The organism is Achromobacter sp. KK8, from assembly GCF_054188005.1.
In genome coordinates this window covers 4,780,171-4,802,966 of record NZ_CM135178.1, presented here as the reverse complement: position 1 = coordinate 4,802,966, position 22,796 = coordinate 4,780,171, and the positions used below count along the sequence as shown (strand labels likewise).

19 protein-coding genes are annotated in these 22,796 nt (G+C 69.2%); 16 read left to right on the top strand and 3 right to left on the bottom strand.

Going from position 1 to position 22,796, the window contains the following annotated elements; all coding sequences use genetic code 11:
- Positions 1-57 precede the first annotated feature (57 nt).
- From ACVN9Z_RS22285 to ubiT, 13 genes are all read left to right on the top strand, one after another.
- Positions 58-3,813, top strand: a complete 3,756-nt coding sequence (locus tag ACVN9Z_RS22285) for a nitrate reductase subunit alpha (protein ID WP_458212640.1) — start codon at positions 58-60, stop codon at positions 3,811-3,813.
- On the top strand, positions 3,810-5,372 hold the full coding sequence (gene narH / locus ACVN9Z_RS22280; RefSeq protein ID WP_458212639.1) for a nitrate reductase subunit beta: 1,563 nt from the start codon (positions 3,810-3,812) through the stop codon (positions 5,370-5,372). Before ACVN9Z_RS22285 ends, narH begins: the two co-directional genes overlap by 4 nt.
- A gap of 14 nt (positions 5,373-5,386) precedes the next feature.
- On the top strand, positions 5,387-6,034 hold the full coding sequence (narJ, locus tag ACVN9Z_RS22275; RefSeq protein ID WP_054481492.1) for a nitrate reductase molybdenum cofactor assembly chaperone: 648 nt from the start codon (positions 5,387-5,389) through the stop codon (positions 6,032-6,034).
- 17 nt (positions 6,035-6,051) lie between these two features.
- Positions 6,052-6,735, top strand: coding sequence for a respiratory nitrate reductase subunit gamma (narI, locus tag ACVN9Z_RS22270; protein ID WP_020927843.1), 684 nt, complete (start codon positions 6,052-6,054; stop codon positions 6,733-6,735).
- Between the two features lie 17 nt (positions 6,736-6,752).
- A complete protein-coding gene (locus tag ACVN9Z_RS22265; protein ID WP_458212638.1) occupies positions 6,753-7,523 on the top strand; it encodes a peptidylprolyl isomerase in 771 nt (256 codons plus the stop codon).
- Positions 7,520-8,566: a GTP 3',8-cyclase MoaA gene (moaA, locus tag ACVN9Z_RS22260; protein ID WP_458212637.1), complete on the top strand. Its 1,047-nt coding sequence runs from the start codon at positions 7,520-7,522 to the stop codon at positions 8,564-8,566. The genes ACVN9Z_RS22265 and moaA overlap by 4 nt, the downstream gene beginning before the upstream one ends.
- 3 nt (positions 8,567-8,569) lie before the next feature.
- The gene (locus ACVN9Z_RS22255) at positions 8,570-9,229 is read left to right on the top strand and encodes a carbonic anhydrase (RefSeq protein WP_020927840.1); all 660 of its coding nucleotides are present in this window, start codon (positions 8,570-8,572) and stop codon (positions 9,227-9,229) included.
- Positions 9,226-9,723 carry a molybdopterin-guanine dinucleotide biosynthesis protein B gene (mobB, locus tag ACVN9Z_RS22250; protein WP_026384272.1) on the top strand — a complete coding sequence of 166 codons (498 nt, stop codon included), beginning with the start codon at positions 9,226-9,228 and terminating at the stop codon, positions 9,721-9,723. The genes ACVN9Z_RS22255 and mobB overlap by 4 nt, the downstream gene beginning before the upstream one ends.
- A 100-nt stretch (positions 9,724-9,823) precedes the next feature.
- Entirely contained in the window at positions 9,824-11,761 is a 1,938-nt protein-coding gene (locus ACVN9Z_RS22245) for a type IV pili methyl-accepting chemotaxis transducer N-terminal domain-containing protein (RefSeq protein WP_070781574.1), read from the top strand.
- 13 nt (positions 11,762-11,774) lie between these two features.
- On the top strand, positions 11,775-12,446 hold the full coding sequence (locus tag ACVN9Z_RS22240; RefSeq protein ID WP_006386087.1) for a response regulator: 672 nt from the start codon (positions 11,775-11,777) through the stop codon (positions 12,444-12,446).
- An 83-nt stretch (positions 12,447-12,529) separates the two neighbouring features.
- Positions 12,530-13,546, top strand: a complete 1,017-nt coding sequence (ubiU, locus tag ACVN9Z_RS22235; RefSeq protein ID WP_024068969.1) for a ubiquinone anaerobic biosynthesis protein UbiU — start codon at positions 12,530-12,532, stop codon at positions 13,544-13,546.
- A complete protein-coding gene (locus ACVN9Z_RS22230) occupies positions 13,543-14,433 on the top strand; it encodes a U32 family peptidase (RefSeq protein WP_054438285.1) in 891 nt (296 codons plus the stop codon). The genes ubiU and ACVN9Z_RS22230 overlap by 4 nt, the downstream gene beginning before the upstream one ends.
- Positions 14,430-14,864 (top strand): ubiquinone anaerobic biosynthesis accessory factor UbiT, encoded by a 435-nt coding sequence (gene ubiT / locus ACVN9Z_RS22225; protein WP_053499256.1) that lies wholly within the window; start codon positions 14,430-14,432, stop codon positions 14,862-14,864. Before ACVN9Z_RS22230 ends, ubiT begins: the two co-directional genes overlap by 4 nt.
- A 41-nt stretch (positions 14,865-14,905) precedes the next feature.
- Here ubiT and ACVN9Z_RS22220 read toward each other — a convergent pair whose 3' ends face one another.
- Both ACVN9Z_RS22220 and ACVN9Z_RS22215 read right to left on the bottom strand, forming a co-directional pair.
- A complete protein-coding gene (locus ACVN9Z_RS22220; protein WP_458212636.1) occupies positions 14,906-17,059 on the bottom strand; it encodes an ABC transporter permease subunit in 2,154 nt (717 codons plus the stop codon).
- Between the two features lie 95 nt (positions 17,060-17,154).
- Positions 17,155-18,180: an amino acid ABC transporter substrate-binding protein gene (locus tag ACVN9Z_RS22215; protein WP_006386082.1), complete on the bottom strand. Its 1,026-nt coding sequence runs from the start codon at positions 18,178-18,180 to the stop codon at positions 17,155-17,157.
- A gap of 169 nt (positions 18,181-18,349) precedes the next feature.
- On the opposite strand from ACVN9Z_RS22215, the gene ACVN9Z_RS22210 reads away from it, so the two are divergent.
- Genes ACVN9Z_RS22210 through ACVN9Z_RS22200 form a run of 3 tightly spaced genes read left to right on the top strand, consistent with a single transcriptional unit; the run spans position 18,350 to position 21,680 of the window.
- Positions 18,350-19,489, top strand: coding sequence for an aminotransferase class V-fold PLP-dependent enzyme (locus ACVN9Z_RS22210; RefSeq protein WP_241116132.1), 1,140 nt, complete (start codon positions 18,350-18,352; stop codon positions 19,487-19,489).
- A 35-nt stretch (positions 19,490-19,524) separates the two neighbouring features.
- Positions 19,525-20,820 carry an O-acetylhomoserine aminocarboxypropyltransferase/cysteine synthase family protein gene (locus tag ACVN9Z_RS22205; protein WP_049051112.1) on the top strand — a complete coding sequence of 432 codons (1,296 nt, stop codon included), beginning with the start codon at positions 19,525-19,527 and terminating at the stop codon, positions 20,818-20,820.
- Between the two features lie 5 nt (positions 20,821-20,825).
- The gene (locus ACVN9Z_RS22200) at positions 20,826-21,680 is read left to right on the top strand and encodes an alpha/beta fold hydrolase (RefSeq protein ID WP_020927832.1); all 855 of its coding nucleotides are present in this window, start codon (positions 20,826-20,828) and stop codon (positions 21,678-21,680) included.
- 51 nt (positions 21,681-21,731) lie between these two features.
- On the opposite strand, the gene ACVN9Z_RS22195 is transcribed toward ACVN9Z_RS22200, so the two are convergent.
- On the bottom strand, positions 21,732-22,673 hold the full coding sequence (locus ACVN9Z_RS22195) for an AraC family transcriptional regulator (RefSeq protein ID WP_054438015.1): 942 nt from the start codon (positions 22,671-22,673) through the stop codon (positions 21,732-21,734).
- Positions 22,674-22,796: the final 123 nt, after the last annotated feature.

Here is a 22,796-nt window from a genome sequence, read left to right as displayed (position 1 = left end):
TTTGACAGCACAGATTGCAGTACGCGCCGGCCGGGCCGGCGCTCTTGGAGAAACGCAATGAGTCATTTTCTGGACCGGTTGAAGTTCATGTCGCGGGTGAAATCCACCTACGCGGACGGTCACGGCGAAGTGGTCAATGAAGACCGCAAGTGGGAAAACGCCTATCGCGCCCGCTGGCAGCACGACAAGGTGGTGCGCTCGACCCACGGGGTCAACTGCACCGGCTCTTGCTCGTGGAAGGTGTACGTCAAGAACGGCCTGATCACCTGGGAAACCCAGCAGACCGACTACCCGCGCACCCGCCCGGACCTGCCCAACCACGAGCCGCGCGGCTGTCCGCGTGGCGCGTCCTACAGCTGGTACGTCTATTCGGCGCAGCGCGTGAAGTACCCGATGATGCGCGGCCGCCTGATGGAAATGTGGCGCGAGGCGCGCAAGACCATGGACCCGATCGCGGCCTGGGAATGGATCAGCCAGGATCCGGCGCGCGCCAGGCGCTACAAGTCGGTGCGCGGCCTGGGCGGCTTCGTGCGCACGGACTGGGACACGGCGACCGAGATGATCGCCGCCGCCAACGCCTACACCATCAAGAAGTTCGGCCCCGACCGCCTCATCGGCTTTTCGCCGATTCCCGCCATGTCGATGGTCAGCTACGCCGCCGGCGCCCGCTACCTGAGCCTGCTGGGCGGCGCCTGCCTGAGCTTCTACGACTGGTACTGCGACCTGCCGCCGGCCAGCCCGCAGATCTGGGGCGAACAGACCGACGTGCCGGAATCGGCCGACTGGTACAACTCGACCTATCTGATGGTGTGGGGCTCGAACGTGCCCCAGACCCGCACCCCGGACGCCCACTTCTACACCGAGGTCCGCTACAAGGGCACCAAGACGGTGGCCGTGTCCAGCGACTTCGGCGAAATGGTCAAGTTCGGCGACATCTGGCTGGCGCCCAAGCAGGGCACCGACGCCGCGCTGGCGATGGCCATGGGCCACGTCATCCTCAAGGAATTCCACCTGTCGGGCGCCTCGGCCTATTTCCGCGACTACGTGCGGCGCTACACCGACATGCCTATGCTGGTGCTGCTCAAGGAGCGCGACGGCTTTTACGCGCCCGACCACTTCCTGCGCGCCTCGCAGCTGGACGGCGCGCTGGGCGAACAGAACAACCCCGACTGGAAGACGCTGGTGTTCGACGAAACCAGCGGCGACCTGGTGGCGCCCAACGGCAGCATCGGCTTTCGCTGGGGCGAGGGCGCGGTCAACGGCGGCGAGAAGGTCGGCCGCTGGAACCTGGAAGCGCGCGACGGCGGCAGCGGCCGCGCGATCGAGCCGCGCCTGAGCCTGGCGGACGGCGCCGATGCCGTGGTCGGCGTGGGTTTCCCGTACTTCGGCGCCGAGCACGATGAAGTGCTGGTGCGCAACGTGCCGGTGCGCCGCATCCGCCTGGCCGACGGCAGCGAGGCCCTGGCGGCCACGGTGTACGACCTGCAGATGGCCAACTACGGCCTGGATCGCGGCCTGGGCGGCGGCAACGTGGCCACGTCCTATGACGACGACGTGCCCTATACCCCGGCCTGGCAGGAAAAGCACACCGGCGTGCCGCGCGCGCAGGTGATCCAGGTGGCGCGCGAGTTCGCCCAGAACGCCCACGATACCGAAGGCAAGTCGATGGTCATCGTCGGCGCCGGCCTGAACCACTGGTATCACATGGACATGATCTACCGCGGCATCATCAACATGCTGATGATGTGCGGCTGCGTCGGCAAGAGCGGCGGCGGCTGGGCCCATTACGTGGGCCAGGAAAAGCTGCGTCCGCAGTTCGGCTGGGCGCCGCTGGCGTTCGCTTCCGACTGGGTGCGTCCGCCGCGCCAGATGAACGGCACCTCGTTCTTCTACGCCCATACCAGCCAGTGGCGCCATGAAAAGCTGAACGTGCAGGAAGTGCTGGGCCCGACCGCCGACCGCGGCCGCTATGGCGACCTCAGCATGATCGACCTGAACGCCCGCGCCGAGCGCATGGGCTGGCTGCCGTCGGCGCCGCAGCTGCGCACCAATCCGCTGGACCTGACCGCGCAGGCCGAAGCCGCCGGCAAGGACCCGGTGGCCCACGCCGTCGAGCAGCTCAAGTCCGGCGAATTGCGCATGTCCTGCGAAGACCCGGACGATCCCGCCAACTTCCCGCGCAACATGTTCGTGTGGCGCTCCAACATCCTGGGCTCCAGCGGCAAGGGCCACGAGTATTTCCTGAAGTACCTGCTGGGCACGCAGAACGCGGTGTTCGGCGACGAGGCCGACGCCATCAAGCCGGTCGAAGTCAACTACCAGGAAGACGCGGCCGAGGGCAAGCTCGACCTGCTGACGGTGCTGGATTTCCGCATGAGCACCACCTGCCTGTACGGTGACATCGTGCTGCCGACGGCCACCTGGTACGAGAAGGACGACCTCAACACGTCCGACATGCACCCCTTCATCCATCCCTTGAGCGAAGCCGTGCAGCCGCTCTGGGAAAGCAAGACCGACTGGGAGATCTACAAGCTGCTGGCCAGGAAGTTCAGCGACATCGGCGGCCCCTACCTGGGCAAGCGCCGCGACCTGGTGCTGACGCCGCTGATGCACGACACCCCGGGGGAACTGGGGCAGGCCTTCGAGCCCAAGGACTGGAAGCTGGGCGAATGCGACCTGGTGCCGGGCAAGACCGCGCCCAACATGACCGTGGTCGAGCGCGACTACAACGACATCTACCGCAAGTTCACCTCGGTCGGTCCGCTGCTGGACAAGCTGGGCAACGGCGGCAAGGGCATCAACTGGAACACCGAGCACGAAGTGGGCGAACTGGCCGGCATCAACGAGCGCGTCGACGAACCCGGCGTGAGCCAGGGCCGGCCGCGGCTGGACACCGCCATCGACGCCGCCGAAATGATCCTGACCTTCGCGCCCGAGACCAATGGCCACGTGTCGGTCAAGGCCTGGGAAGCGCTGGGCAAGATCACGGGCCGTGACCACACCCACCTGGCGGTGGGCCGCGAGCACGACAAGATCCGCTTCCGCGACATCCAGGCGCAGCCGCGCAAGATCATCTCGGCGCCGACCTGGTCGGGCCTGGAAAGCGAAGAGGTCAGCTACAACGCCGGCTACACCAACGTGCACGAGCTGATCCCGTGGCGCACCCTGACCGGCCGCCAGCAGTTCTACCAGGACCACCGCTGGATGCTGGACTTCGGCGAGGGTTCGTGCGTCTACAAACCGGCCATCGACACCAAGACCGTGGCGCCGATGCTGGGCCGCTATCCCAACGGCGAAAAGGAACTGGTGCTGAACTGGATCACGCCGCACCAGAAGTGGGGCATCCACAGCACCTATTCCGACAACCTGCGCATGCTGACCCTGAGCCGCGGCGGTCCCCACGTGTGGATCTCCGAGGCCGAGGCCAGGCAGGCCGGGCTGGTCGACAACGACTGGGTCGAGGTGTTCAACGTCAACGGCACGCTGACCGCGCGCGTCGTGGTGAGCCAGCGCGTGCCGGTCGGCATGTGCCTGATGTACCACGCCCAGGAAAAGATCGTGAACGTGCCGGGCGCGGAGACCAGCGGCAAGCGCGGCGGCATCCACAACTCGGTGACGCGCACCGTGCTCAAGCCGACCCACATGATCGGCGGCTACGCCCAGCAGGCCTACGGCTTCAACTACTACGGCACCGTGGGCGCCAACCGCGACGAATTCGTGGTGCTGCGCAAGATGAAGAAAGTGGACTGGCTGGAAGGCCCGCTGGTCGAAGATCCCGCCGTCCAAACGCAACAGGAAGAGAAGCAATCATGAGGATACGCGCCCAAATCGGCATGGTGCTGAATCTGGACAAGTGCATCGGCTGCCACACTTGCTCGGTCACCTGCAAGAACGTCTGGACCAGCCGCGACGGCGTCGAGTACGCCTGGTTCAACAACGTCGAGACCAAGCCCGGCATCGGCTATCCCAAGGAATGGGAGAACCAGGAGAAGTGGAAGGGCGGCTGGCGCCGCACGGCGGCCGGCAAGCTGGAACCGCGCCAGGGCGGCAAGCTGCGCATCCTGGCCAACCTGTTCGCCAACCCCAACCTGCCGCAGATCGACGACTACTACGAGCCGTTCACCTTCGACTACGAGCACCTGAAGAACGCGCCGCTGTCGCAGACGCCGCCCACCGCGCGCCCGGTGTCGGTGCTGACCGGCAAGAAGATGGACAAGATCGAATGGGGCCCCAACTGGGAAGACGACCTGGGCGGCGAATTCGCCGCGCGCAGCCGCGACGCCCTGTTCGAGGGCGTGCAGAAGGAGATGTACTCGACCTTCGAGAACACCTTCATGATGTACCTGCCGCGCCTGTGCGAACACTGCCTGAACCCGGCCTGTGTCGCCAGCTGCCCGTCGGGCTCGATCTACAAGCGCGAGGACGACGGCATCGTGCTGGTCGACCAGGACAAGTGCCGCGGCTGGCGCATGTGCATCTCGGGCTGCCCGTACAAGAAGATCTACTACAACTGGCACAGCGGCAAGGCCGAGAAGTGCACCTTCTGCTATCCGCGCATCGAGGCCGGCCAGCCGACCGTGTGCTCGGAAACCTGCGTCGGCCGCATCCGCTACCTGGGCGTCATGCTGTACGACGCCGACCAGATCGAGCGCGCCGCCGCCGTCGGCAACGAGCAGGACCTGTACGAATCGCAGCTGGACCTGTTCCTGGATCCGCACTCGCCCGAGGTGATCGCCGCGGCGCGCGAGCAGGGCATCCCGGAATCCTGGCTGGAAGCCGCGCGCCAGTCGCCGGTCTACAAGATGGCGGTGCAATGGCGCGTCGCCTTCCCGCTGCATCCGGAATACCGCACGCTACCGATGGTCTGGTACATCCCGCCGCTGTCGCCGATCCAGACCGCGGCCGAGGCCGGCAAGATGCCGCAGCGCACGCTCGGCACCAGCGCCATGATCCCGGACGTGGCCAGCCTGCGCATCCCGGTGCGCTACCTGGCCAACCTGCTGACCGCGGGCAAGGAAGCCCCGGTGCTGCAGGCGCTGGAGCGGATGCTGGCGATGCGCGCCTACAAGCGCGCCGAGACCGTGCACCGCGAGCACGACACGGCCCTGCTGGAACAGGTCGGCCTGTCGGAAGAAACCGTGCAGGACATGTACCGCATCATGGCCATCGCCAACTACGAGGACCGCTTCGTGGTGCCCAGCAGCCACAAGGAAATCGTCGAGGACAGCTTCAACGAGAAGGGCAGCTGCGGCTTCACCTTCGGCAACGGCTGCTCGGGCGGCGTCTCGGAAGGCACGCTGTTCGGCCGCAAGCCGCAGGGCAGCGAGATCTTCATCGACATGCCGAAGTCGCGCAAGAAGGCCGCGGCCTGAGACCGGAGAACATCATGAGCCTTTATCGACTGCTTTCCGCGCTGCTCTGCTACCCCGAACAGGAGCTGCTCGACGCCCTGACCGAGGTCGAGGCCGTCCTGGCCGCCCATCCCGAGGCCGAGGAAACCCTGCAACCGCTGATCGGCCACCTGGCCAGCCAGGACCTGATCGCGCTGCAGGAAGCCTACGTCGCCACCTTCGACCGCAACCGCGCCCATTCGCTGCACCTGTTCGAGCACGTGCATGGCGAAAGCCGCGACCGTGGCCAGGCCATGGTCGACCTGCTCGAGACCTACCGCCAGCACGGCTTCGAGCCGGTGGTGTCGGAACTGCCGGACCACGTGCCGCTGTTCCTGGAGTTCCTGGGCGTGATCGACCCGGCCGTGGCGCGGGACCTGCTGGACGACGCCATCCACGTGCTGGCCGCCATCGGCTCGCGCCTGGCGCGCAACGAGAGCCCCTACGCCAGCGTCTTCGTCGTGCTGCGCGGCCTGTCGCGGGTCACGCCGCGCGAACAGACCGCGCCGCCGGTGCGCGACATGGACGAGGCCATGGAGACCTTCGGCGCCGGCGCCGACGGCGTCGAGCCGCTGCTGCGCCCGTTCTCGGGCGACGGCGCGCAGGCCGTGCGCTTCTATCCCCGCGCGCCGGCGACCCGCTAATTTCCAGGACACGCATCATGAATTCCCTGAACCAGTTCTTCTTCGGCATCTACCCCTACATTGCCCTGACGGTGTTCCTGCTGGGCAGCCTGGCGCGCTTCGAGCGCGAGCAGTACACCTGGAAGACCGACAGCTCGCAGCTGCTGCATCGCGGTCAGCTGCGGCTGGGCAACATCCTGTTCCACGTCGGCATCCTGGGGCTGTTCTTCGGCCACTTGGCGGGCCTGTTGACCCCGGTGGTGGTGTGGGACACGCTCGGCGTGTCGCACACGCTCAAGCAGACCGTCGCCATGGTGGCCGGCGGCGTCATGGGCGGGCTGTGCCTGATCGGCCTGCTGATCCTGATCCACCGCCGCCTGAGCGACCCGCGCATCCGCAAGACCACCCGGCCCGGCGACAAGCTGTTGCTGCTGTGGATCCTGGTGACGCTGCTGCTGGGCCTGTCGACCATCGCGCTGTCGGCCGGCCACATGGATGGCGAGATGATGGTGCGCCTGATGAACTGGGCGCAGCACATCGTGACCTTCCGCGGCGACGCCGCCAGCTTCGTGGCCGACGTGCCGCCGCTGTTCAAGGCGCACCTGTTCATGGGCCTGACCCTGTTCGTGATCTTCCCGTTCACGCGCCTGGTGCACGTGTGGAGCGGCTTCGCGTCGCTGGGTTACCTGGGCCGCGCCTGGCAACTGGTGCGCCCGCGCTGAGCGGCAAGGAGGCCGACATGCCTGTGACCATCAATGGCGTCGAACTGACCGACGCCGACATGGAACGAGAACTGCCGCTGCATGCGGACGCGCCCAACCCGATGCGCGCCGCCACCACGGCGCTGGTGCTGCGGCGGGTGCTGCTGGACGAGGCGGCGCGGCTGGGGCTGGGGTCGGAATCGGAGCCCTTGTCCGAAGACGACGCCATCGGGGCCTTGCTGGCCCGCCAGGCCCAGGCGCCCGAGGCCGACGAGGCGGCCTGCCGCCGCTACTACCAGGCCAATCCGCAGCGGTTCATCGTGGGCGAGCTGATCGAGGCCGACCACATCCTTTTCCAGGTCACCCCCGGGGTCAACCTGGATATGCTGCGGGCCCACGCCGGCGCGGTGCTGGCCGACCTGCTGGCCGATCCGTCCGGTTTCGCCGAGGTCGCGCGGCGGCAGTCGAACTGCCCGTCGGCGACGGTGGGCGGCAACCTGGGGCAGTTGGGGCGCGGCGACACCGTGCCGGAATTCGAGAAGGCCGTGTTCGCCCTGCCGGCCGGCGGCCTGCTGCCGCAGGTGCTGGAAACCCGTCACGGGCTGCACATCGTGCGGGTGACGCGGCGCATCGAAGGACGCCTGCTGCCGTTCGAGCAGGTGCGCGAATCGATCGCCTCGGCCCTGGCCGCCGCCAGCCGCGACACCGCCTGGCGCCAGTACGCCAGGCTGCTGGTGGATCGCGCCGACGTGCGCGGCATCGACCTGGGCGGCGCCGAGGACGACCGGGTGTTCGGGAGCCCGTCATGAACCCCGCGCCGGCCCTGGCGTTTGCCCCGGCGGCCCCGGTCGCCACCCTGGCGCCGGCCGAGGCGCGGGGGCTGATCGACGGCTTCGGCCGCCGCATCGACTATCTGCGGGTGTCGGTCACCGACCGCTGCGACCTGCGCTGCGGCTATTGCATGCCCAAGGGCTTCAAGGGCTTCGAGGAGCCCGCCAACTGGTTGCACCATGACGAAATGGCGCGCCTGGCGGGCCTGTTCGCCGGCCTGGGCGTGCGCCGCTTGCGGCTGACCGGCGGCGAGCCGCTGCTGCGCCGCGGCGTGGCCGGCCTGGCCGCCGCCATCGCGGCGCTGCCGGGGGTGGACGACCTGTCGCTGTCGACCAACGGCACCCAGCTGGCGCGCCATGCCGCCGCCTTGCGGGCGGCGGGCGTGCACCGCCTGAACATCAGCCTGGACACCCTGGACGCGGCCGAGTTCGGTCGCATCACCGGACGCGATTGCCTGGATGCCGTGCTGGCCGGGCTGCGGGCCGCGCGCGAGGCCGGTTTCGCGCCGATCAAGCTCAACAGCGTGGTGCATGCCGCCACGCCCGAGGCCGACGTGCGCCGGCTGCTGGACTACGCGCTGGCGCAAGGCTTCATCCTGCGCCTGATCGAGCCGATGCCGGTGGGCGATTGCGGCCGCCGCTATGCCCATGCCGACCTCGGCGAGCTGGGCGCGCGGCTGGCGGCCGACGCCGGCCTGGTGCCGGCGCTGGCGGGGCAGGGCGCGGGCCCGGCGCGCTACTGGAGCAGCGGCGGCGGCGCGCCGGTGCTGGGCGTCATCACGCCCATGTCGCGCCATTTCTGCGCCGCCTGCAACCGCGTGCGGCTGGGCGTGGACGGCACCCTCTACCTGTGCCTGGGCCAGGAAGACCAGGTGCCGCTGGGGCGGCTGCTGCGCGAGGGCGCCAGCGACGCCGACCTGGAACGAGCGATCCGCGCCGGCATCGCCGCCAAGCCGGAACGCCACGAATTCACCACCCGGCCCGAGCGCATCGTGCGTTTCATGTCGCAGACCGGAGGCTGAACCATGCGCGACATCGAACGGCTGGTGGATGGCTTCCAGCGCTTCCAGCATCAATACTACGAAGAGGCGCCGTCGCTGTACCGCAACCTGCGCGACGGCCAGCACCCCAGCACGCTGCTGGTGGGCTGCTGCGATTCGCGGGTCGATCCGGCCATGCTGCTGGGCTGCGATCCGGGCGACATCTTCACCGTGCGCAACGTCGCCAACCTGGTGCCGCCGCCCGACCGCGACCAGGGCCACCACGGCGTGCTGGCCGCTATCCAGTTCGCGGTCGAGCAGCTCAAGGTCAGCCGCATCATCGTGCTGGGCCATGCCCAGTGCGGCGGCATCCGCGCGCTGATGGAGCGGCCGGCGCGCGGCGGCGGCGAGCCGGACTACCTGGACCGCTGGATGGATATCGCCGAGCCGGCGCGCCTGCGCGTGTTGAGCGAGATGCCGACGGCGTCGCTGGCGGAACACCGGCGCGCCTGCGAGCAGGCCTCCATCCTGATCTCGCTGCGCAACCTGGAGCGCCTGCCGTGCGTGCAGCGGCGCCTGCAGGCCGGCGACCTGACCCTGCACGGCTGGTACTTCGACCTGGTGGCGGGCGCTTTGCTGGCATACTCGGCCCGGGCGGACGCGTTCCTGCCCATTGTCTGTCCCTTGTTCACGGAGCCCGCATGACCCCCGTTTTCGGCATTGCCGGCCGCTCAGGCAGCGGCAAGACCACCCTGATCGAGGCCATGCTGCCGCTGCTGCGCGCGCGCGGCCTGAAGGTCAGCGTCATCAAGCACAGCCACCACGACTTCGAGATGGAGCCGCCCGGCAAGGACAGCGCGCGTTTCCGCCAGGCCGGGGCGCAGGAGGTGATGGTGGCGTCGCCGTTCCGCTATGCCATCGTGCACGAGCTGCGCGGGGCGCCGGAGCCGTCGCTGCAAGAGCAGTTGCTGCGCCTGGCGCCGGCCGACCTGGTGCTGGTGGAGGGTTTCAAGCAGGCGGCCATTCCCCGCATCGAGGTCTACCGTCCGGCGCTGGGCAAGCCGCCGCTGCATGCCGAGGACGCCGGCTTCCTGGCGATCGTGACCGACGCGGCGCTGGCCACGGACCTGCCTTGCCTGCCCCTGAACGACCCGGCCGCGGTGGCCGATTTCATCATCCGGGCGGTGCGGCAGGGTTGAGCGGAACGACTACACTGGAGTCTGCTAGCCGCGCGGCGTGCGCCTCACGGCTGGCAACCGCCCAACCCGCTTCAGGCACGCCCGCGCGCAAGCCCAGTCCATGACCACACCCGATTCCCCCTCCGACGCCCAGGGCCTGCCGTCGCCACGCCACCGGCTGTCGACGCGCATCGTCGCCAGTTCGCTGCTGGCGTTGATCGTGGTGCTCGGCATGATCGGCCTGACGCTGTGGCTGTCGTGGCAGCTGGAAGGCGCGGGCGCGGCCATCAACGACACCGGCAGCCTGCGCATGCGCGCCAACCGGGTCGCGGTGGAGCTGATGCGGCCTGAGGCCGGGCGCCAGGCGCGCACCGAAGAGCAGGTGCAGTTGATGGACGACACCATCGCCCGCCTGGCGCGCGGCAATCCGGCCCGGCCGCTGTTCATTCCCAACGATCCGACCATCCGCCAGCATTGGCTGGGCGTGGCCGACTACTGGCGCGACATCATGCGGCCGGCGGCAATGCGCGCCATCGCCCGCGAGGACGCGGCCGAATACCTGGAGACGCTGCCCGATTTCGTCGCCAAGGCCGACGGCCTCGTGCGCATGATCGAACAGGACAACGCCGGCAAGACCACCTCGCTGCGGCTGTCGCAGGGCGTGCTGGCGGCCATCGCCAGCGCCGGCACCCTGGCCATGATCTACCTGCTGTACCTGTGGATCATCGCGCCCGTGCTGCGCCTGCGCGACGGCCTGCAGCGCATGGCGGCGCGCGAATTCAGCACCCGCCTGCCGGTCGAGAGCCAGGATGAATTCGGCGTGCTGGCGCGCGGTTTCAACCGCATGGCCGACGAATTGCAGAGCCTGTACACCGGCCTGGAACAGCGGGTGGGCGAAAAGACCGCCCAGCTCGCGGCGCAGAACCGCGACATCGGCGCGCTGTACGACATGGCGGCCTTCCTGAACCAGCCCAACGAGATCGAGGCAATGTGCCAGGGCTTCCTGCGCCGCGTCATGTTGCAGTTCGATGCCGAGGGCGGCAGCATCCGCGCGCTCGATCCCGACAACGAAAAGCTCAACCTGGTGGTGTCGGTGGGGCTGTCCGAGGAATTGGTCGAGTCCGAGCATTGCATGCGTGTCGACGACTGCTATTGCGGCGTGGCCACGCGCCAGGCTGGCGTGGTCGTGATCCAGGATTTTCGCCAGGCGCCGCCGCAGATGGACCTGAACTGCCAGCGCGACGGCTTCGCCAGTGTGGCGGTGTTTCGCATCGTCACGCGCGACGAGGTGCTGGGCTCGTACTCGCTGCATTTTCGCAGCCAGCGCAAGCTGGCGCCGTCCGACTCGCAACTGCTGGAAACCCTGGGGCAGCACCTGGGCGTGGCGCTGGACAACCGCCGCCTGGGCGCCCAGGCGCGCCAGCTGGCGGTGGTGCAGGAGCGCGGCCTGGTGGCGCAGGGGCTGCACGACAGCCTGGCGCAGGGCTTGAACTTCCTGAACCTGCAATTGCAGCTGCTGGACGCGGCCGTCAGGCGCGGCGACCAGGCCGAGGTCGAGGAAATCCTGCCGCTGCTGCGTACCGGCGTGGACGAAAGCTACAAGGACGTGCGCGAGCTGCTCACCAACTTCCGCGACAAGCTGGGCCAGGGCGACCTGAAGGCCGCCATCCAGGACACGGTCGAACGTTTCCGCCGCCAGACCGGCATGGCCACCGAGCTGGCCTTCAGCCAGGGCGTGGGCGCGCCGCTGGCGCCCGAGCAGCAATTGCAGGTGCTGTTCATCCTGCAGGAAGCGCTGTCGAACGTGCGCAAGCATTCCGAGGCGGACCGGGTCGACGTGGTGGTGCGCAACGACCGCGATTTCAACCTGCTGATCGCCGACAACGGCCAGGGCTACGATCCGGACGAAGTGGCGCAGCGCGGCGAGGCCCACGTCGGCCTGCACATCATGCGCGAACGCGCCGCCCGGATGCATGCCTTGATTACAATGAAATCCCGGCCCGGCGGCGGCACGCGCATTGCCTTGACGTTGCCCGACGCCGAACGCCAGGCCGCCTGACCCTTTCAAGACCATGCCCATCCGTATCCTGCTCGTCGATGACCACACCCTGTTCCGTTCGGGCATGCGCCTGCTGTTGCAGCGCCAGCCCGATTTCGAGATCGTGGCCGAGGCCGGCGATGGCGTCGAAGGCCTGAAGCGCGCCAAGGAACTCAAGCCCGACGTGGTGCTGCTGGATCTGAACATGCCGGGCCTGTCGGGGCTGGAGACGCTGCAACTGCTGACGCAGGATCTGCCTTCCTGTGCGGTGATCATCCTCACCGTGTCGGAAGAAGCCGACGAGCTGGGCCAGGCGCTGCGCGACGGCGCCCGCGGCTATCTGCTCAAGAACATCGACGCCGAGGCCCTGACGTCGGCCATCCGCCGCGCCGCGGCCGGCGAACCCGTCATCGCCGAGAGCATGACGGCCAAGCTGGTCGAACAATTCCGCGGCCAGGCCAGCCTGGCCGCGCAGGCGCCGGCCGGCCAGGCCGAGCGTCATCGCCTGACGGCGCGCGAACGCCAGATCGTGCAGTGCCTGGCGCGCGGCGCCAGCAACAAGGTCATCGCGCGCGAACTCGACGTCAGCGAAAGCACGGTCAAGATCCACGTGCAGAACGTGTTGAAGAAGCTGAACCTCACCAGCCGCGTGCAGGTCGCGGTCTACGCCGTCGAGCACGGCCTGCACGGCGACGATCCGGCCTGAAATCGCGCGGCGTGGCGCGCCGCCGCGGGACGGTTTGATCTGCGACAAGGCCACCCGCCTCGCCGGCCCCTAGACTGGCCGGCATGCAAACCCGAACCTCCCCCCTGGAACTCGTGGCGCCGGCCGGCAGCCTGGCCGCGCTGAAGGCGGCGATCGAGGCAGGCGCAGACACCGTCTACCTGGGCCTGAAGAACGCCACCAACGCCCGCAACTTCGCCGGGCTCAATTTCACCGAAAGCGACATCCGTGCCGGCGTCGAACTGGCGCACAGCCGGCAACGCAAGGTGCTGTTCGCCATCAACACCTTCGTGCAGGCCGGCCGCGGCCATGAATGGCGCGAGGCGGTCGATGCCGCGCACGGGCTGGGCGCGGATGCGGTCATCATGGCCGATGCCGGCCTGCTGGCGTATGCCCGCGACCGCTATCCCGACCTGCGCCTGCACCTGTCGGTGCAGGGCTCGGCCACCCACACTGACGCCATCGAACTCATGAAGGAGCAATTCGGCATCCACCGGGTGGTGCTGCCGCGCGTGCTGACGCTGGCCGAGATCGCCCGCATCTGCGCCAACGTCAGCGTCGAGGTCGAGGTGTTCGGCTTCGGCAGCCTGTGCGTCATGGCCGAAGGGCGCTGCCTGTTGTCGTCGTACGCCACGGGCGATTCGCCCAACAACAAGGGCGTCTGTTCGCCCGCCAGCGCGGTGCGCTGGGTCGAGCAGGACGGCCGCCTGGATGCGCGCCTGAACGGTATCCTGATCGACCGCTATGGGCCTGGCGAGGCCGCCGCCTATCCGACGCTGTGCAAGGGGCGCTTCGAGGTCGACGGCCATGCCGACCATGCGCTGGAGGAACCGACCAGCCTGAACGCCATCGGCCTCTTGCCCAAACTGGCCGAGATGGGCGTGGCGGCGATCAAGATAGAAGGGCGCCAGCGCAGCCCGGCCTACGTCACGCAGGTGGTGTCCACGCTGCGCGCCGCGCTCGACAGCGCGCACGCCGATCCCAACCGCTACTCCCCACGTCCCGAATGGAACGCCATGCTGGCGCGCCATGCCGAGGGATCCCAAGTCACGCAAGGCGCATTCGAACGTCCATGGAAATGAAACCCAAGGCTTTCCGCATCTCGGTCGGACCGTTGCTGTACTACTGGCCGCGCCAGCGCACGCTGGAGTTCTACGCGGCGCTGGCCGACTGCCCGGCCGACATCCTCTACATCGGCGAAACCGTCTGTAGCCGGCGCCATGAACTGCGCGCCGACGACTGGCTCGACCTGGCGCGCGACCTCGCCGCGACCGGCAAGGAAGTGGTGTTGTCCGGCCGCACCCTGATCGAGACCGGCGCCGAGGCTTCGGCGCTGAGACGCCTGTGCGAGCAGCAGGATTTCATGGTCGAGGCCGGCGAGGCCGGCGCCATGCGCCACCTGGGCGGCCGCCCGTTCGTGGCAGGTCCGCACATGAATGCCTACCACGGCGGCACGCTGGAATGGCTGGCCGCGCGCGGCGCGACCCGCTTCGTGGCGCCGCTGGAAATGCACGTCAATGCGCTGGCGCGGTTGCTGGCCGAGCGGCCGGCCGGGTTGCAGGCCGAGATCATGGTGTGGGGCCGCATGGCGCTGGCGTTCTCGGCGCGCTGCTTCACCGCGCGCCACTTCCGGTTGAAGAAGGACGAGTGCGGCTTCCGCTGCATCGAGCATCCCGATGGGCTGGACATGCGCACGCGTGAATCGCGGGAGTTCCTGGCGATCAACGGCATCCAGGTGCAGTCGGCCGCCTGTCTCGACCTGCTGGACCAGGCCGCGTACCTGGCCGACATGGGCGCCGACGTGCTGCGCGTCAGCCCGCAGTCGGCCGGCACGCTCGAAGCCATCGCGGCGCTGGACGCCGCGCGCGGCGGCCGCGCGCCGGAAACGGTGCAGCCGCCGGCCGGCATCGGCCGCTGCAATGGCTATTTCCATGGCCAGTCGGGGATCGCCTGGCAGGAGGGGCTATGAGCGACAGCCGATTCGCCGTGCCGGGCCTGGTCGCGCGCCTGGGGCGGCGGTTGCCCGCGCCGCTGGTGTCGCTGCACTTCGTCGCCGGGCTGGAGTTGGCGCGGCGCCTGAACTGGCTCAGCCCGCCACCGGAACTGGAGGGCCGCAGCTTCGCCATCACCATCGAGGACCTGGGCCTGTGCAGCCGCTTCACCGTGCGCGGCGGCGTCTTTCGCCCGATGTGGAACCGCGAGGCCTGCGAACTGGAGCTGGGCGCGGGCGTGGTGGAACTGCTGGCCCTGATGCGCGGCGAGACTGATGCGGACACTTTGTTCTTCCAGCGTCGGCTGCGTATCTCCGGCGACACCGAACTGGGGTTGATCGTCAAGAACTGGCTGGATGCGGCGCCGCGTCCGGCGTGGCTGGAACGGCTGGGCGCAGGGGGCCAATAGGCTTGGCCGCGAAGGCGGCACCGCGCGCGTCGGCGAGGATATCAGGAAACCGCTCCTTCCATGCGCCGCGCCACGCGCGCCAACGCCAGGCTGGCGCTGAAGTACAGCAGCGCCACCGCCAGGTAGACCTCGACATGGTAGGCACGCCAGTCAGTGCCGGCGACCACCGCCTTGGCCGCGCCCAGCACGTCGAACACGCCGATGATGCTGACCAGCGAGGTGTCCTTGACCGCGCCGACGAACACGCCCAGCGCGGCCGGCGCCGCGATGCGGCGCGCCTGCGGCCAGATCACCGTCCAGTAGGCGACGGCGGGGCGCATGCCGAGCGCGCGCGCCGCCATCATTTGGCCAGGCGGAATTGCCTGCAGCGCGCCGCGCAGCACTTCGGCCAGCAGGCAGGCGGTGTGCAGCGTCAGCGCGGCCAGGGCCATGCCGAACTTGGACACGCCGCCGCCCAGCAGCAGCGGCAGCACGAACGACGCGAACAGCAATTGCGTCACCAGCGGCACGCCGCGCACGGCCTCGATCAGCGCTGCGGCGGCGAGCGACCCGCCGGGGCTGGCGGAACGGCGCAACAGCGCCAGGCCGAAGGCCATCGGCAGCGCGGCCAGTAGCGCGGAGATCGCCAGGATCAGCGTCACCAACAGGCCGCTCCAGCGCAACGGGCCGACGGCGCCGCCACCCCAGGGCCAACCGGCCAGCGCGGCCAGCGTGACGGCAATCATCAGCGCGATCCACGCCAGGCGTGGCCGCGCCGCGAGCCGACCCACCCCCAGCGCGACCGCCACGCCGGCGAGCAGGGCGGCGCAGGCGACCAGCGCCTGCGCGCGGTCGGCGGGCGCCATGGCGCCGAACAGCAGCAATGGCAGGTTCTCGCCCACGGCGGCCCAGCAGGCGCCCGCGGCGGCGCAGGCGGCGGGGCTGCCGCTCCAGACGGCGCGCAGCAGCGCCCAATCGAGCAAGGCCCAGCCGGCGGCGCCCAGCAGCAATGCCATCAGCGCCGATCCGAACCAGCCGCCGATGCCGCGCTTGTCGTCGTCCAGCAGGCGCAACGCGGGGCGCTCGCCCAGGCGGGCGCCGTGGCTGTCGCCGGGGCCGTGGCGGGCATGGCGCGCGTTCCAGGCGGACAGCGCGCCGCCCAGCGCCAACGCCAGCCCCAGGTAGACGGCCACGGCCAGGGTGATGCCTTCCAGCGCCAGCCCGGTCTGGGTGATGGCGGTATTGATGACGGCCATCAGTTCCTGGTAGCCGATGGCGATGGCCAGGGTGCTGTTCTTGACCAGTGCCAGGCACTGGTTGGCATACGGCGGCAGCGCCACGCGCGCGGCGTAGGGCGCGACGACGTGGCGCAGCACGCCCCAGGGGGTCAATGCCATGGCCTGGCCGGCTTCCACCAGGCCCACCGGCACCGCCCGCACGGCGGCGCGCACGATGTCGGCGATGTAGGCCGCATGGAACACCACCAGCCCGATCACCAGCGCGGCGAATTCGATGCTGGGCTGCCAGCCGCCTTGCAGGCCCAAGCCGCGCTTGACGGGCAGATCAATGGTGACGCCGGGCAACAACGCCCAGGCCAGCGCCGTGGCCGCCAGCGCGGCCCAGGGCGCGGCGCGGCCGAGGCGATGACGCAGGCGCCAGCCGAGCAGCAGGGCGCCCGCCGCCGCCAGCGCATAGGGCAGCCAGCCGTGCAGCGCCGGCAATGCCAACCCGCGGTTCGACAGCAGCACGGACGGCAGCGGCGACCACGCCAGGCGCGCGTCCGGCAGGCGCAGCAAGAGGCCGTACCAGACGAACAATTGCAGCAGTACCGGGGTATTGCGCAAGGGCGCGATGACGAGCGCGGCGGCGCGCGATGCCAGCGGCCGCGACGACAGCCGCAGCAGGCCCAGGCCGATGCCCAGCAGGGTGGCGAGCGGAATCGCCACCAGCGCGACCGTCAGCGTGTTCACCAGCCCGGCGGCGAGCGACATCCAGTAGGGATCGTCGGGCGTCACCGGCAGCAGGCTTTCCGAAATGCGGAAGCCCGCCGGCTGGAACAGGAAGCCGAAGCCGCCGCGGATGCCGCGGGCCGCCTGCGTGGCTTCGATGTGCAGCAGCAGTAGCGCCGCCAGGGCGGCAAGCCCCAGGGTCCAGGCGGCGGCTGGCCACCAGCGCCGCAGCGCGGCGTTCCAGGGCGAGGAGTGAAGGGCGATCATGTCTGTCCTGGCCTGCGCCGGAAGGGGCCGGCGGCTTCCCAAAAAGCGCGCAGGCGGGCCGTTGGCCCGCCTGCCGGCAGCGCGTGCGTGAAGGTTTATTGGAACGGCGGCGAATACAGCAGGCCGCCCTGGTTCCATTGCCGGTTCAGGCCGCGATCGAGCTTGAGCGGCGTGGCCGCGCCCAGGTTGCGGTCCCACACCTCGCCATAGTTGCCGACGGCCCTGATCACGTTGCGGGCCCAGCCTTCGTCCAGCCCGAAGCCCTTGCCGATGCCGGGGTCCAGACCCAATAGGCGGCGCACCTGGGCGTCGCTGCTTTGCGCCTGGCTGTCCACGTTCCTGGAGGTGATGCCCAGTTCCTCGGCGGCCACCAGCGCGTTGACGGTCCAGCGCACGATGGCGGTCCAGTTGGGATCGTCCTGGCGCACGAAGGGGCCGAGCGGCGACTTGTTGATGCGTTCGGGCAGGATGACGAAGTCGTCCGGATTGGCGGCGCGCGCGGCGCGGCTGGCGGCCAGCGTCGAGGCATCCGACAGGTAGACGTCGCAGCGCCCGGCGTAGAAGGCCTGTTCCAGCTCGACCAGGTTCTCGATCACCACCGGCCGATAGTTGAGCTTGTGCTTCTTGAAGTAATCGACCAGGTTCTGTTCGTTGACGGTGCCGGGCTGCACGCAGACCTGCGCGCCGTCCAGTTCGGTGGCGCTTTTCACGCCCAGCTTCTTCGGCACCAGGAAGCCCTGGCCGTCGTAGAACACGATGCCGGCCGAGACGATGCCCAGGCCCGCGTCGCGGCTGGAGGTGATGGTGGTGTTGCGGTTGAGCACGTCGATCTCGCCGCCTTGCAGGGCGGGAAAGCGCTGCTGCGAACTGAGCGGCACGAAGCGCGTCTTCTCGGGATCGCCCAGCACGGCGGCCGCCAGCGCGCGGCACAGGTCGGCGTCCAGGCCGGTCCAGCGGCCCTGTTTGTCGGCGATCGACAGCCCGGCGGAGCCCTGGCTCACGCCGCACACCAATTCGCCGCGCTTCTTGATGGCGTCGACCGTGACGCCCGCCATGGACGCGCCAGCGCAAGCCAGCGCCGCCGCCGCCCCGGCGGCCTTGAGTAGAGAGATCAACCGCATGCCGTTCCCGTATTCGATGTATGCAAGAAAGGCATGAATTCTATGGTCGCGCGCCGCAATCGTGAGCGACTGTATCGTCATATGGTTATGAGAACTTAGCCTTATCCAAATTCGCGTCATATACCTAGAATCCGTCCATACCAAGTTGCATGATTGAAGAAGGTTGCGCATGAGCTGGCAGGACGAATTCCGGGAATGGTTTCCCATCACTCGCGACAAGGCATACGCCAACATCGCTTACACCAGCCCGCTGGCGCCCAAGGTGGCCGATGGCGTGGCCGCCTTCTTCGACGGCATCACCCATGCCCGCAGCGACAAGCCGCAATGGCTGCGCGATGCCGGCGCGCTGCGCGCGCGGCTGGCCCGGCTGATCGGCGGCGACGCGCGCCGGCTGGCCTTCACCAAGAACACCACCGAGGGCCTGAACACCGTGGCGCAGGGCCTGGCCTGGCAGGAAGGCGACAACCTGGTGGTCGACGACCAGGAACATCCCACCAACGCCTTGCCCTGGCTCAACCTGCGCCGTCGCGGCGTGCAGGTGCGGGTGCCGTCGGCACGCGCGCACCGCTATACGGTCGATGACCTGTGGCAGCACGTCGACGCGCGCACGCGGCTGATCGCGGTGTCGTGGGTGCAATACGGCACGGGCCTGCGCACCGACATCGCCGAGCTGGGCCGGCGCTGCGCCGAGCGCGGCATCTGGCTGGTGGTCGATGGCATCCAGGGCGCGGGCCTGTTGCGCGCCGAGGTCGATGCGTGGGGCGTGGACGCTTTCGCCTGCGGCGCCCACAAGGGCATGCTGGGGCCGCTGGGCGTGGGCCTGCTGCACGTGTCGCCGCGCCTGCTCGACGCGCTGGATCCGCTGTACGTCGGCCCGTCGGAAATCACCACGCTCGACAAGACCGGCCTGCAATGGCAGGTGGGGGTGTCCGACGCGGGCGACGCCCGCCGCCTGGAAACCGGCAACCTGAACTATCCCGGCATCGCCGGCTGGGCCGCGGCGCTGGACCTGATCGATTGGGCACGGCCCGAACGCATCGAGCCATGGGTACTGGAGCTATCCGCTGCATTGAGCGACGGTTTGCGCGCCCAGGGCCTGCAGGTGGTATCGCCGGCCGACGCGGCGCTGCGCAGCACCACCACCGCATTGCGCGTGGCCGATCCGGCCGCGGCGCTGGCGCACCTGGCCCGCGAAGGCGTGGTGGCCAGCATCGTGGAGTATGGTTACGTGCGCCTGTCCGTCGGCGCCTATAACAATCATGGGGACGTCGACCGCATCCTGCGCGCCGCGCGCGGGTTCGCCGCCTGATCCTATTACCGATAACGCATTTCGAGGAGCACCACATGACCGAACCGAAGAAGCCCGAGTGGCGGCTGGAAACCATTGCCGTGCATGGCGGCTACAAGCCCGACCCGACCACGCGCGCCGTGGCCGTGCCGATCTACCAGACCGTGGCCTACGCCTTTGACGACACCCAGCACGGCGCCGACCTGTTCGACCTGAAAGTGGCGGGCAACATCTACACCCGCATCATGAACCCGACCACCGACGTGCTGGAACAGCGCGTGGCGGCGCTGGAAGGCGGCATCGCCGCGCTGGCGCTGGCTTCGGGCCAGGCCGCGGTGACCTACGCCATCCTGACGATTGCCGAGGCGGGCGACAACATCGTCTCGTCCAGCACGCTGTACGGCGGCACCTACAACCTGTTCGCCCACACGCTGCCGCAATACGGTATCACCACGCGCTTCGCCAACCCGAGCGACCTGGCCGCCTTCGAGGCGCAGATCGACGAGCGCACCAAGGCCATCTTCGCCGAGTCGGTCGGCAACCCGCTGGGCAACATCACCGACATCGCCGCGCTGGCCGAGCTGGCCCACCGCCACGGCCTGCCGCTGATCGTCGACAACACCGTGCCCTCGCCGTACCTGCTGCGCCCGATCGAGCACGGCGCCGACATCGTGGTGCAGTCGCTGACCAAGTACCTGGGCGGCCACGGCACCAGCCTGGGCGGCGCCATCATCGACTCGGGCAGGTTCCCCTGGGCCGAGCACAAGGCCCGCTTCAAGCGCCTGAACGAACCCGACGTCAGCTACCACGGCGTGGTCTACACCGAAGCCTTCGGCCCGGCCGCCTACATCGGCCGCGCCCGCGTGGTGCCGCTGCGCAACACCGGCGCGGCGATCTCGCCGTTCAATGCGTTCCAGATCCTGCAGGGCATCGAGACGCTGGCGCTGCGCGTGGACCGCATCGTCGAGAACGCGGTCAAGGTGGCCGGCTACCTGCGCGAGCACCCCAAGGTCGAGTGGGTCAATTACGCGGGCCTGCCGGATCACCCCGACCACGCGCTGGTGCGCAAGTACCTGGGCGGCAAGGCGCCCGGCCTGTTCACCTTCGGCGTGAAGGGCGGCCGCGAAGCCGGCGCGCGCTTCCAGGATGCGCTGCAACTGTTCACGCGACTGGTCAACATCGGCGATGCCAAGTCGCTGGCCACGCATCCGGCGTCCACCACCCATCGCCAGCTCAATCCCGAAGAGCTGCAGAAGGCGGGCGTGCGCGAGGAAACGGTGCGCCTGTCGATCGGCATCGAGCATATCGACGATCTGCTGGCCGACCTGGACCAGGCCCTGGCACAGGTGTAAGCGGCATGAGCATGATTTCCCGCAGGACCTTGTTGCAACTGGCGGCGGGGCTGCCCGCCCTGGCGGCTGCGCCGGCCGGCGTGGCGCGGCCCGCCTCGGAATCCGCAGCCCAAGTTACAGCCCAACCCGCGTCCGGCCGCGCCAAGACCTACGTGCTGGCGCACGGCTCGTGGCACGGCGGCTGGTGCTGGCGTCCGGTGGCCGAGCGGCTGCGCGCGGCCGGCCATCGCGTCCACGCGCCCAGCTTCACCGGCATGGGCGACCGCGCCCACCTGCTGCACAAGGGCATCACCATCGACACCTTCGTCGAGGACCTGGTGCAGGTGATCGAGAGCGAAGAACTGAACGACGTGATCCTGGTGGGCCACAGCTTCGGCGGCATCCCGATCTCGGGCGTGGCCGACCGCATTCCCGAAAGACTGGCGCACCTCGTGTACTTCGATTCGATCGTGCTGCAAAGCGGCCAGAACGCGTTTTCGGTGTACCCGAAGGCCGAGGCCGACGCGCGCATCGCCGCGGCTTCCAAGGCCACCAACGGCCTGGCCGTGCCGATTCCCGAGCCCTTGCCGGCGGCCTGGGGATTCAAGCCCGGCAGCGCCGACGAGGCCTGGGTCAAGCGTCGCCTGACGCGGCATCCGCTGGCCAGCTACACCACGCCGCTCACCCTCCGGCATCCCGTGGGCAACGGCCGCCCGCGCACCTACATCCATTGCACCCAGCCGGAACTGGAAGTGCTGGAGGCCTCGCGCCAATGGGTGAAGTCGCAATCGGGCTGGAACTGGGTCGACATCGCCGCGCCGCACGAGGCGCACATCACCCACCCGCAGTTGCTGGCGGAACTGTTGCTGGGGCTGTCGTAAGGCGCCGCGAGCCGGGACGCGAGGGGTCGCAAGGCAGGGGCGCGGCGGCCTTCAGCCGGGCGCGCCCGGCAAAGGCGAGCCCTTGCGCCAGGCCGAAGGCGCCACGCCCTCGGTGCGCTGGAACACGCGGCTGAAGGCGGCTTGCGAGCGGTAGCCGACCTGTTCGGCGGCCTCGGCGATGGCCAGGCCTTGCGCGAGCAGGCGCCGCGCCACGCGCATGCGCAGCAGTTGCAGCAGTTGCGCGGGCGTGGTGCCGCTTTGCAGCGTGAAGCGGCGGTGGAAGGTGGCCTTGGACATGTGCACGTGGCGCGCCATGTCGTCCATGCTCCAGGGGTCCGCCGGCCGCGCCAGGATCGCCTGCAGCAGGCCCGCCATGGCCGGGTCGCGCGCCAGCACGAACAGGCCGTGGGCCTGGCGGTCGTGGATCGCCAGGTGGCGCAGCATGAAAAAGACCAGCATGTCGGTGAGCCGTTCCAGCACCACCGTCGAGGCGCCGCCGTCGCGCCGGGTTTCGCCCAGGATCAGGTCGAACACGCCGCGCGCGCTGGCGTAGCGGGCATCGTCGGCGCGCAGCACCAGCACGTCGGGCAGCGTATCGGCCAGCAGATCGGCCAGGCCGGGACGGAACTGGAAGAAGCCGCAGGCCAGCCCGGTGCCGTCGGGCTGGCGCGGCAGGAGCGGCCGCATCTCGCGACACACCGGCGCGGCCGATCCGGGCGCGTCCAGCGGCGTCAGCGCGTGCGGCAGGTCGCGCAGGAAGAACACGCCGTCGCCGGCCGCCAGCGTCAGCGGCGCCTGGCCCGGCCCCAGGTCGACGCGGCAACGGCCGTGCAGGATCAGGTGGAAACTGGCGCGGGCCCGGCCGCTGGTGCTGGCCGACCAATTGCCGCAGTACTGCCCCAGGTGATACAAGCTGGACTGCACCTCCAGGCTCGACAACAGCAGGGCGTCGACGGCGGCTTGATCGGCGTTCGGGGCGGGCGAGGGCGGCATGGCAAGGGCAGGCGAGTGGCGGCCGCGCTGGTATGGCGGAACGACCGGATCAGTTTGGCGCGATGATGGCGATCGCGCCTGGTTATAAGCGCATAGCTGAAAGTCGATAGGATCGAGCATCAG

Bases quoted from the DNA above. Each gene is read 5' to 3' on its own strand.
- ACVN9Z_RS22285 (WP_458212640.1), top strand. From the start codon at position 58: ATGAGTCATTTTCTGGACCGGTTGAAGTTCATGTCGCGGGTGAAATCC.
- narH (WP_458212639.1), top strand. From the start codon at position 3,810: ATGAGGATACGCGCCCAAATCGGCATGGTGCTGAATCTGGACAAGTGC.
- narJ (WP_054481492.1), top strand. From the start codon at position 5,387: ATGAGCCTTTATCGACTGCTTTCCGCGCTGCTCTGCTACCCCGAACAG.
- narI (WP_020927843.1), top strand. From the start codon at position 6,052: ATGAATTCCCTGAACCAGTTCTTCTTCGGCATCTACCCCTACATTGCC.
- ACVN9Z_RS22265 (WP_458212638.1), top strand. From the start codon at position 6,753: ATGCCTGTGACCATCAATGGCGTCGAACTGACCGACGCCGACATGGAA.
- moaA (WP_458212637.1), top strand. From the start codon at position 7,520: ATGAACCCCGCGCCGGCCCTGGCGTTTGCCCCGGCGGCCCCGGTCGCC.
- ACVN9Z_RS22255 (WP_020927840.1), top strand. From the start codon at position 8,570: ATGCGCGACATCGAACGGCTGGTGGATGGCTTCCAGCGCTTCCAGCAT.
- mobB (WP_026384272.1), top strand. From the start codon at position 9,226: ATGACCCCCGTTTTCGGCATTGCCGGCCGCTCAGGCAGCGGCAAGACC.
- ACVN9Z_RS22245 (WP_070781574.1), top strand. From the start codon at position 9,824: ATGACCACACCCGATTCCCCCTCCGACGCCCAGGGCCTGCCGTCGCCA.
- ACVN9Z_RS22240 (WP_006386087.1), top strand. From the start codon at position 11,775: ATGCCCATCCGTATCCTGCTCGTCGATGACCACACCCTGTTCCGTTCG.
- ubiU (WP_024068969.1), top strand. From the start codon at position 12,530: ATGCAAACCCGAACCTCCCCCCTGGAACTCGTGGCGCCGGCCGGCAGC.
- ACVN9Z_RS22230 (WP_054438285.1), top strand. From the start codon at position 13,543: ATGAAACCCAAGGCTTTCCGCATCTCGGTCGGACCGTTGCTGTACTAC.
- ubiT (WP_053499256.1), top strand. From the start codon at position 14,430: ATGAGCGACAGCCGATTCGCCGTGCCGGGCCTGGTCGCGCGCCTGGGG.
- ACVN9Z_RS22220 (WP_458212636.1), bottom strand. From the start codon at position 17,059: ATGATCGCCCTTCACTCCTCGCCCTGGAACGCCGCGCTGCGGCGCTGG.
- ACVN9Z_RS22215 (WP_006386082.1), bottom strand. From the start codon at position 18,180: ATGCGGTTGATCTCTCTACTCAAGGCCGCCGGGGCGGCGGCGGCGCTG.
- ACVN9Z_RS22210 (WP_241116132.1), top strand. From the start codon at position 18,350: ATGAGCTGGCAGGACGAATTCCGGGAATGGTTTCCCATCACTCGCGAC.
- ACVN9Z_RS22205 (WP_049051112.1), top strand. From the start codon at position 19,525: ATGACCGAACCGAAGAAGCCCGAGTGGCGGCTGGAAACCATTGCCGTG.
- ACVN9Z_RS22200 (WP_020927832.1), top strand. From the start codon at position 20,826: ATGAGCATGATTTCCCGCAGGACCTTGTTGCAACTGGCGGCGGGGCTG.
- ACVN9Z_RS22195 (WP_054438015.1), bottom strand. From the start codon at position 22,673: ATGCCGCCCTCGCCCGCCCCGAACGCCGATCAAGCCGCCGTCGACGCC.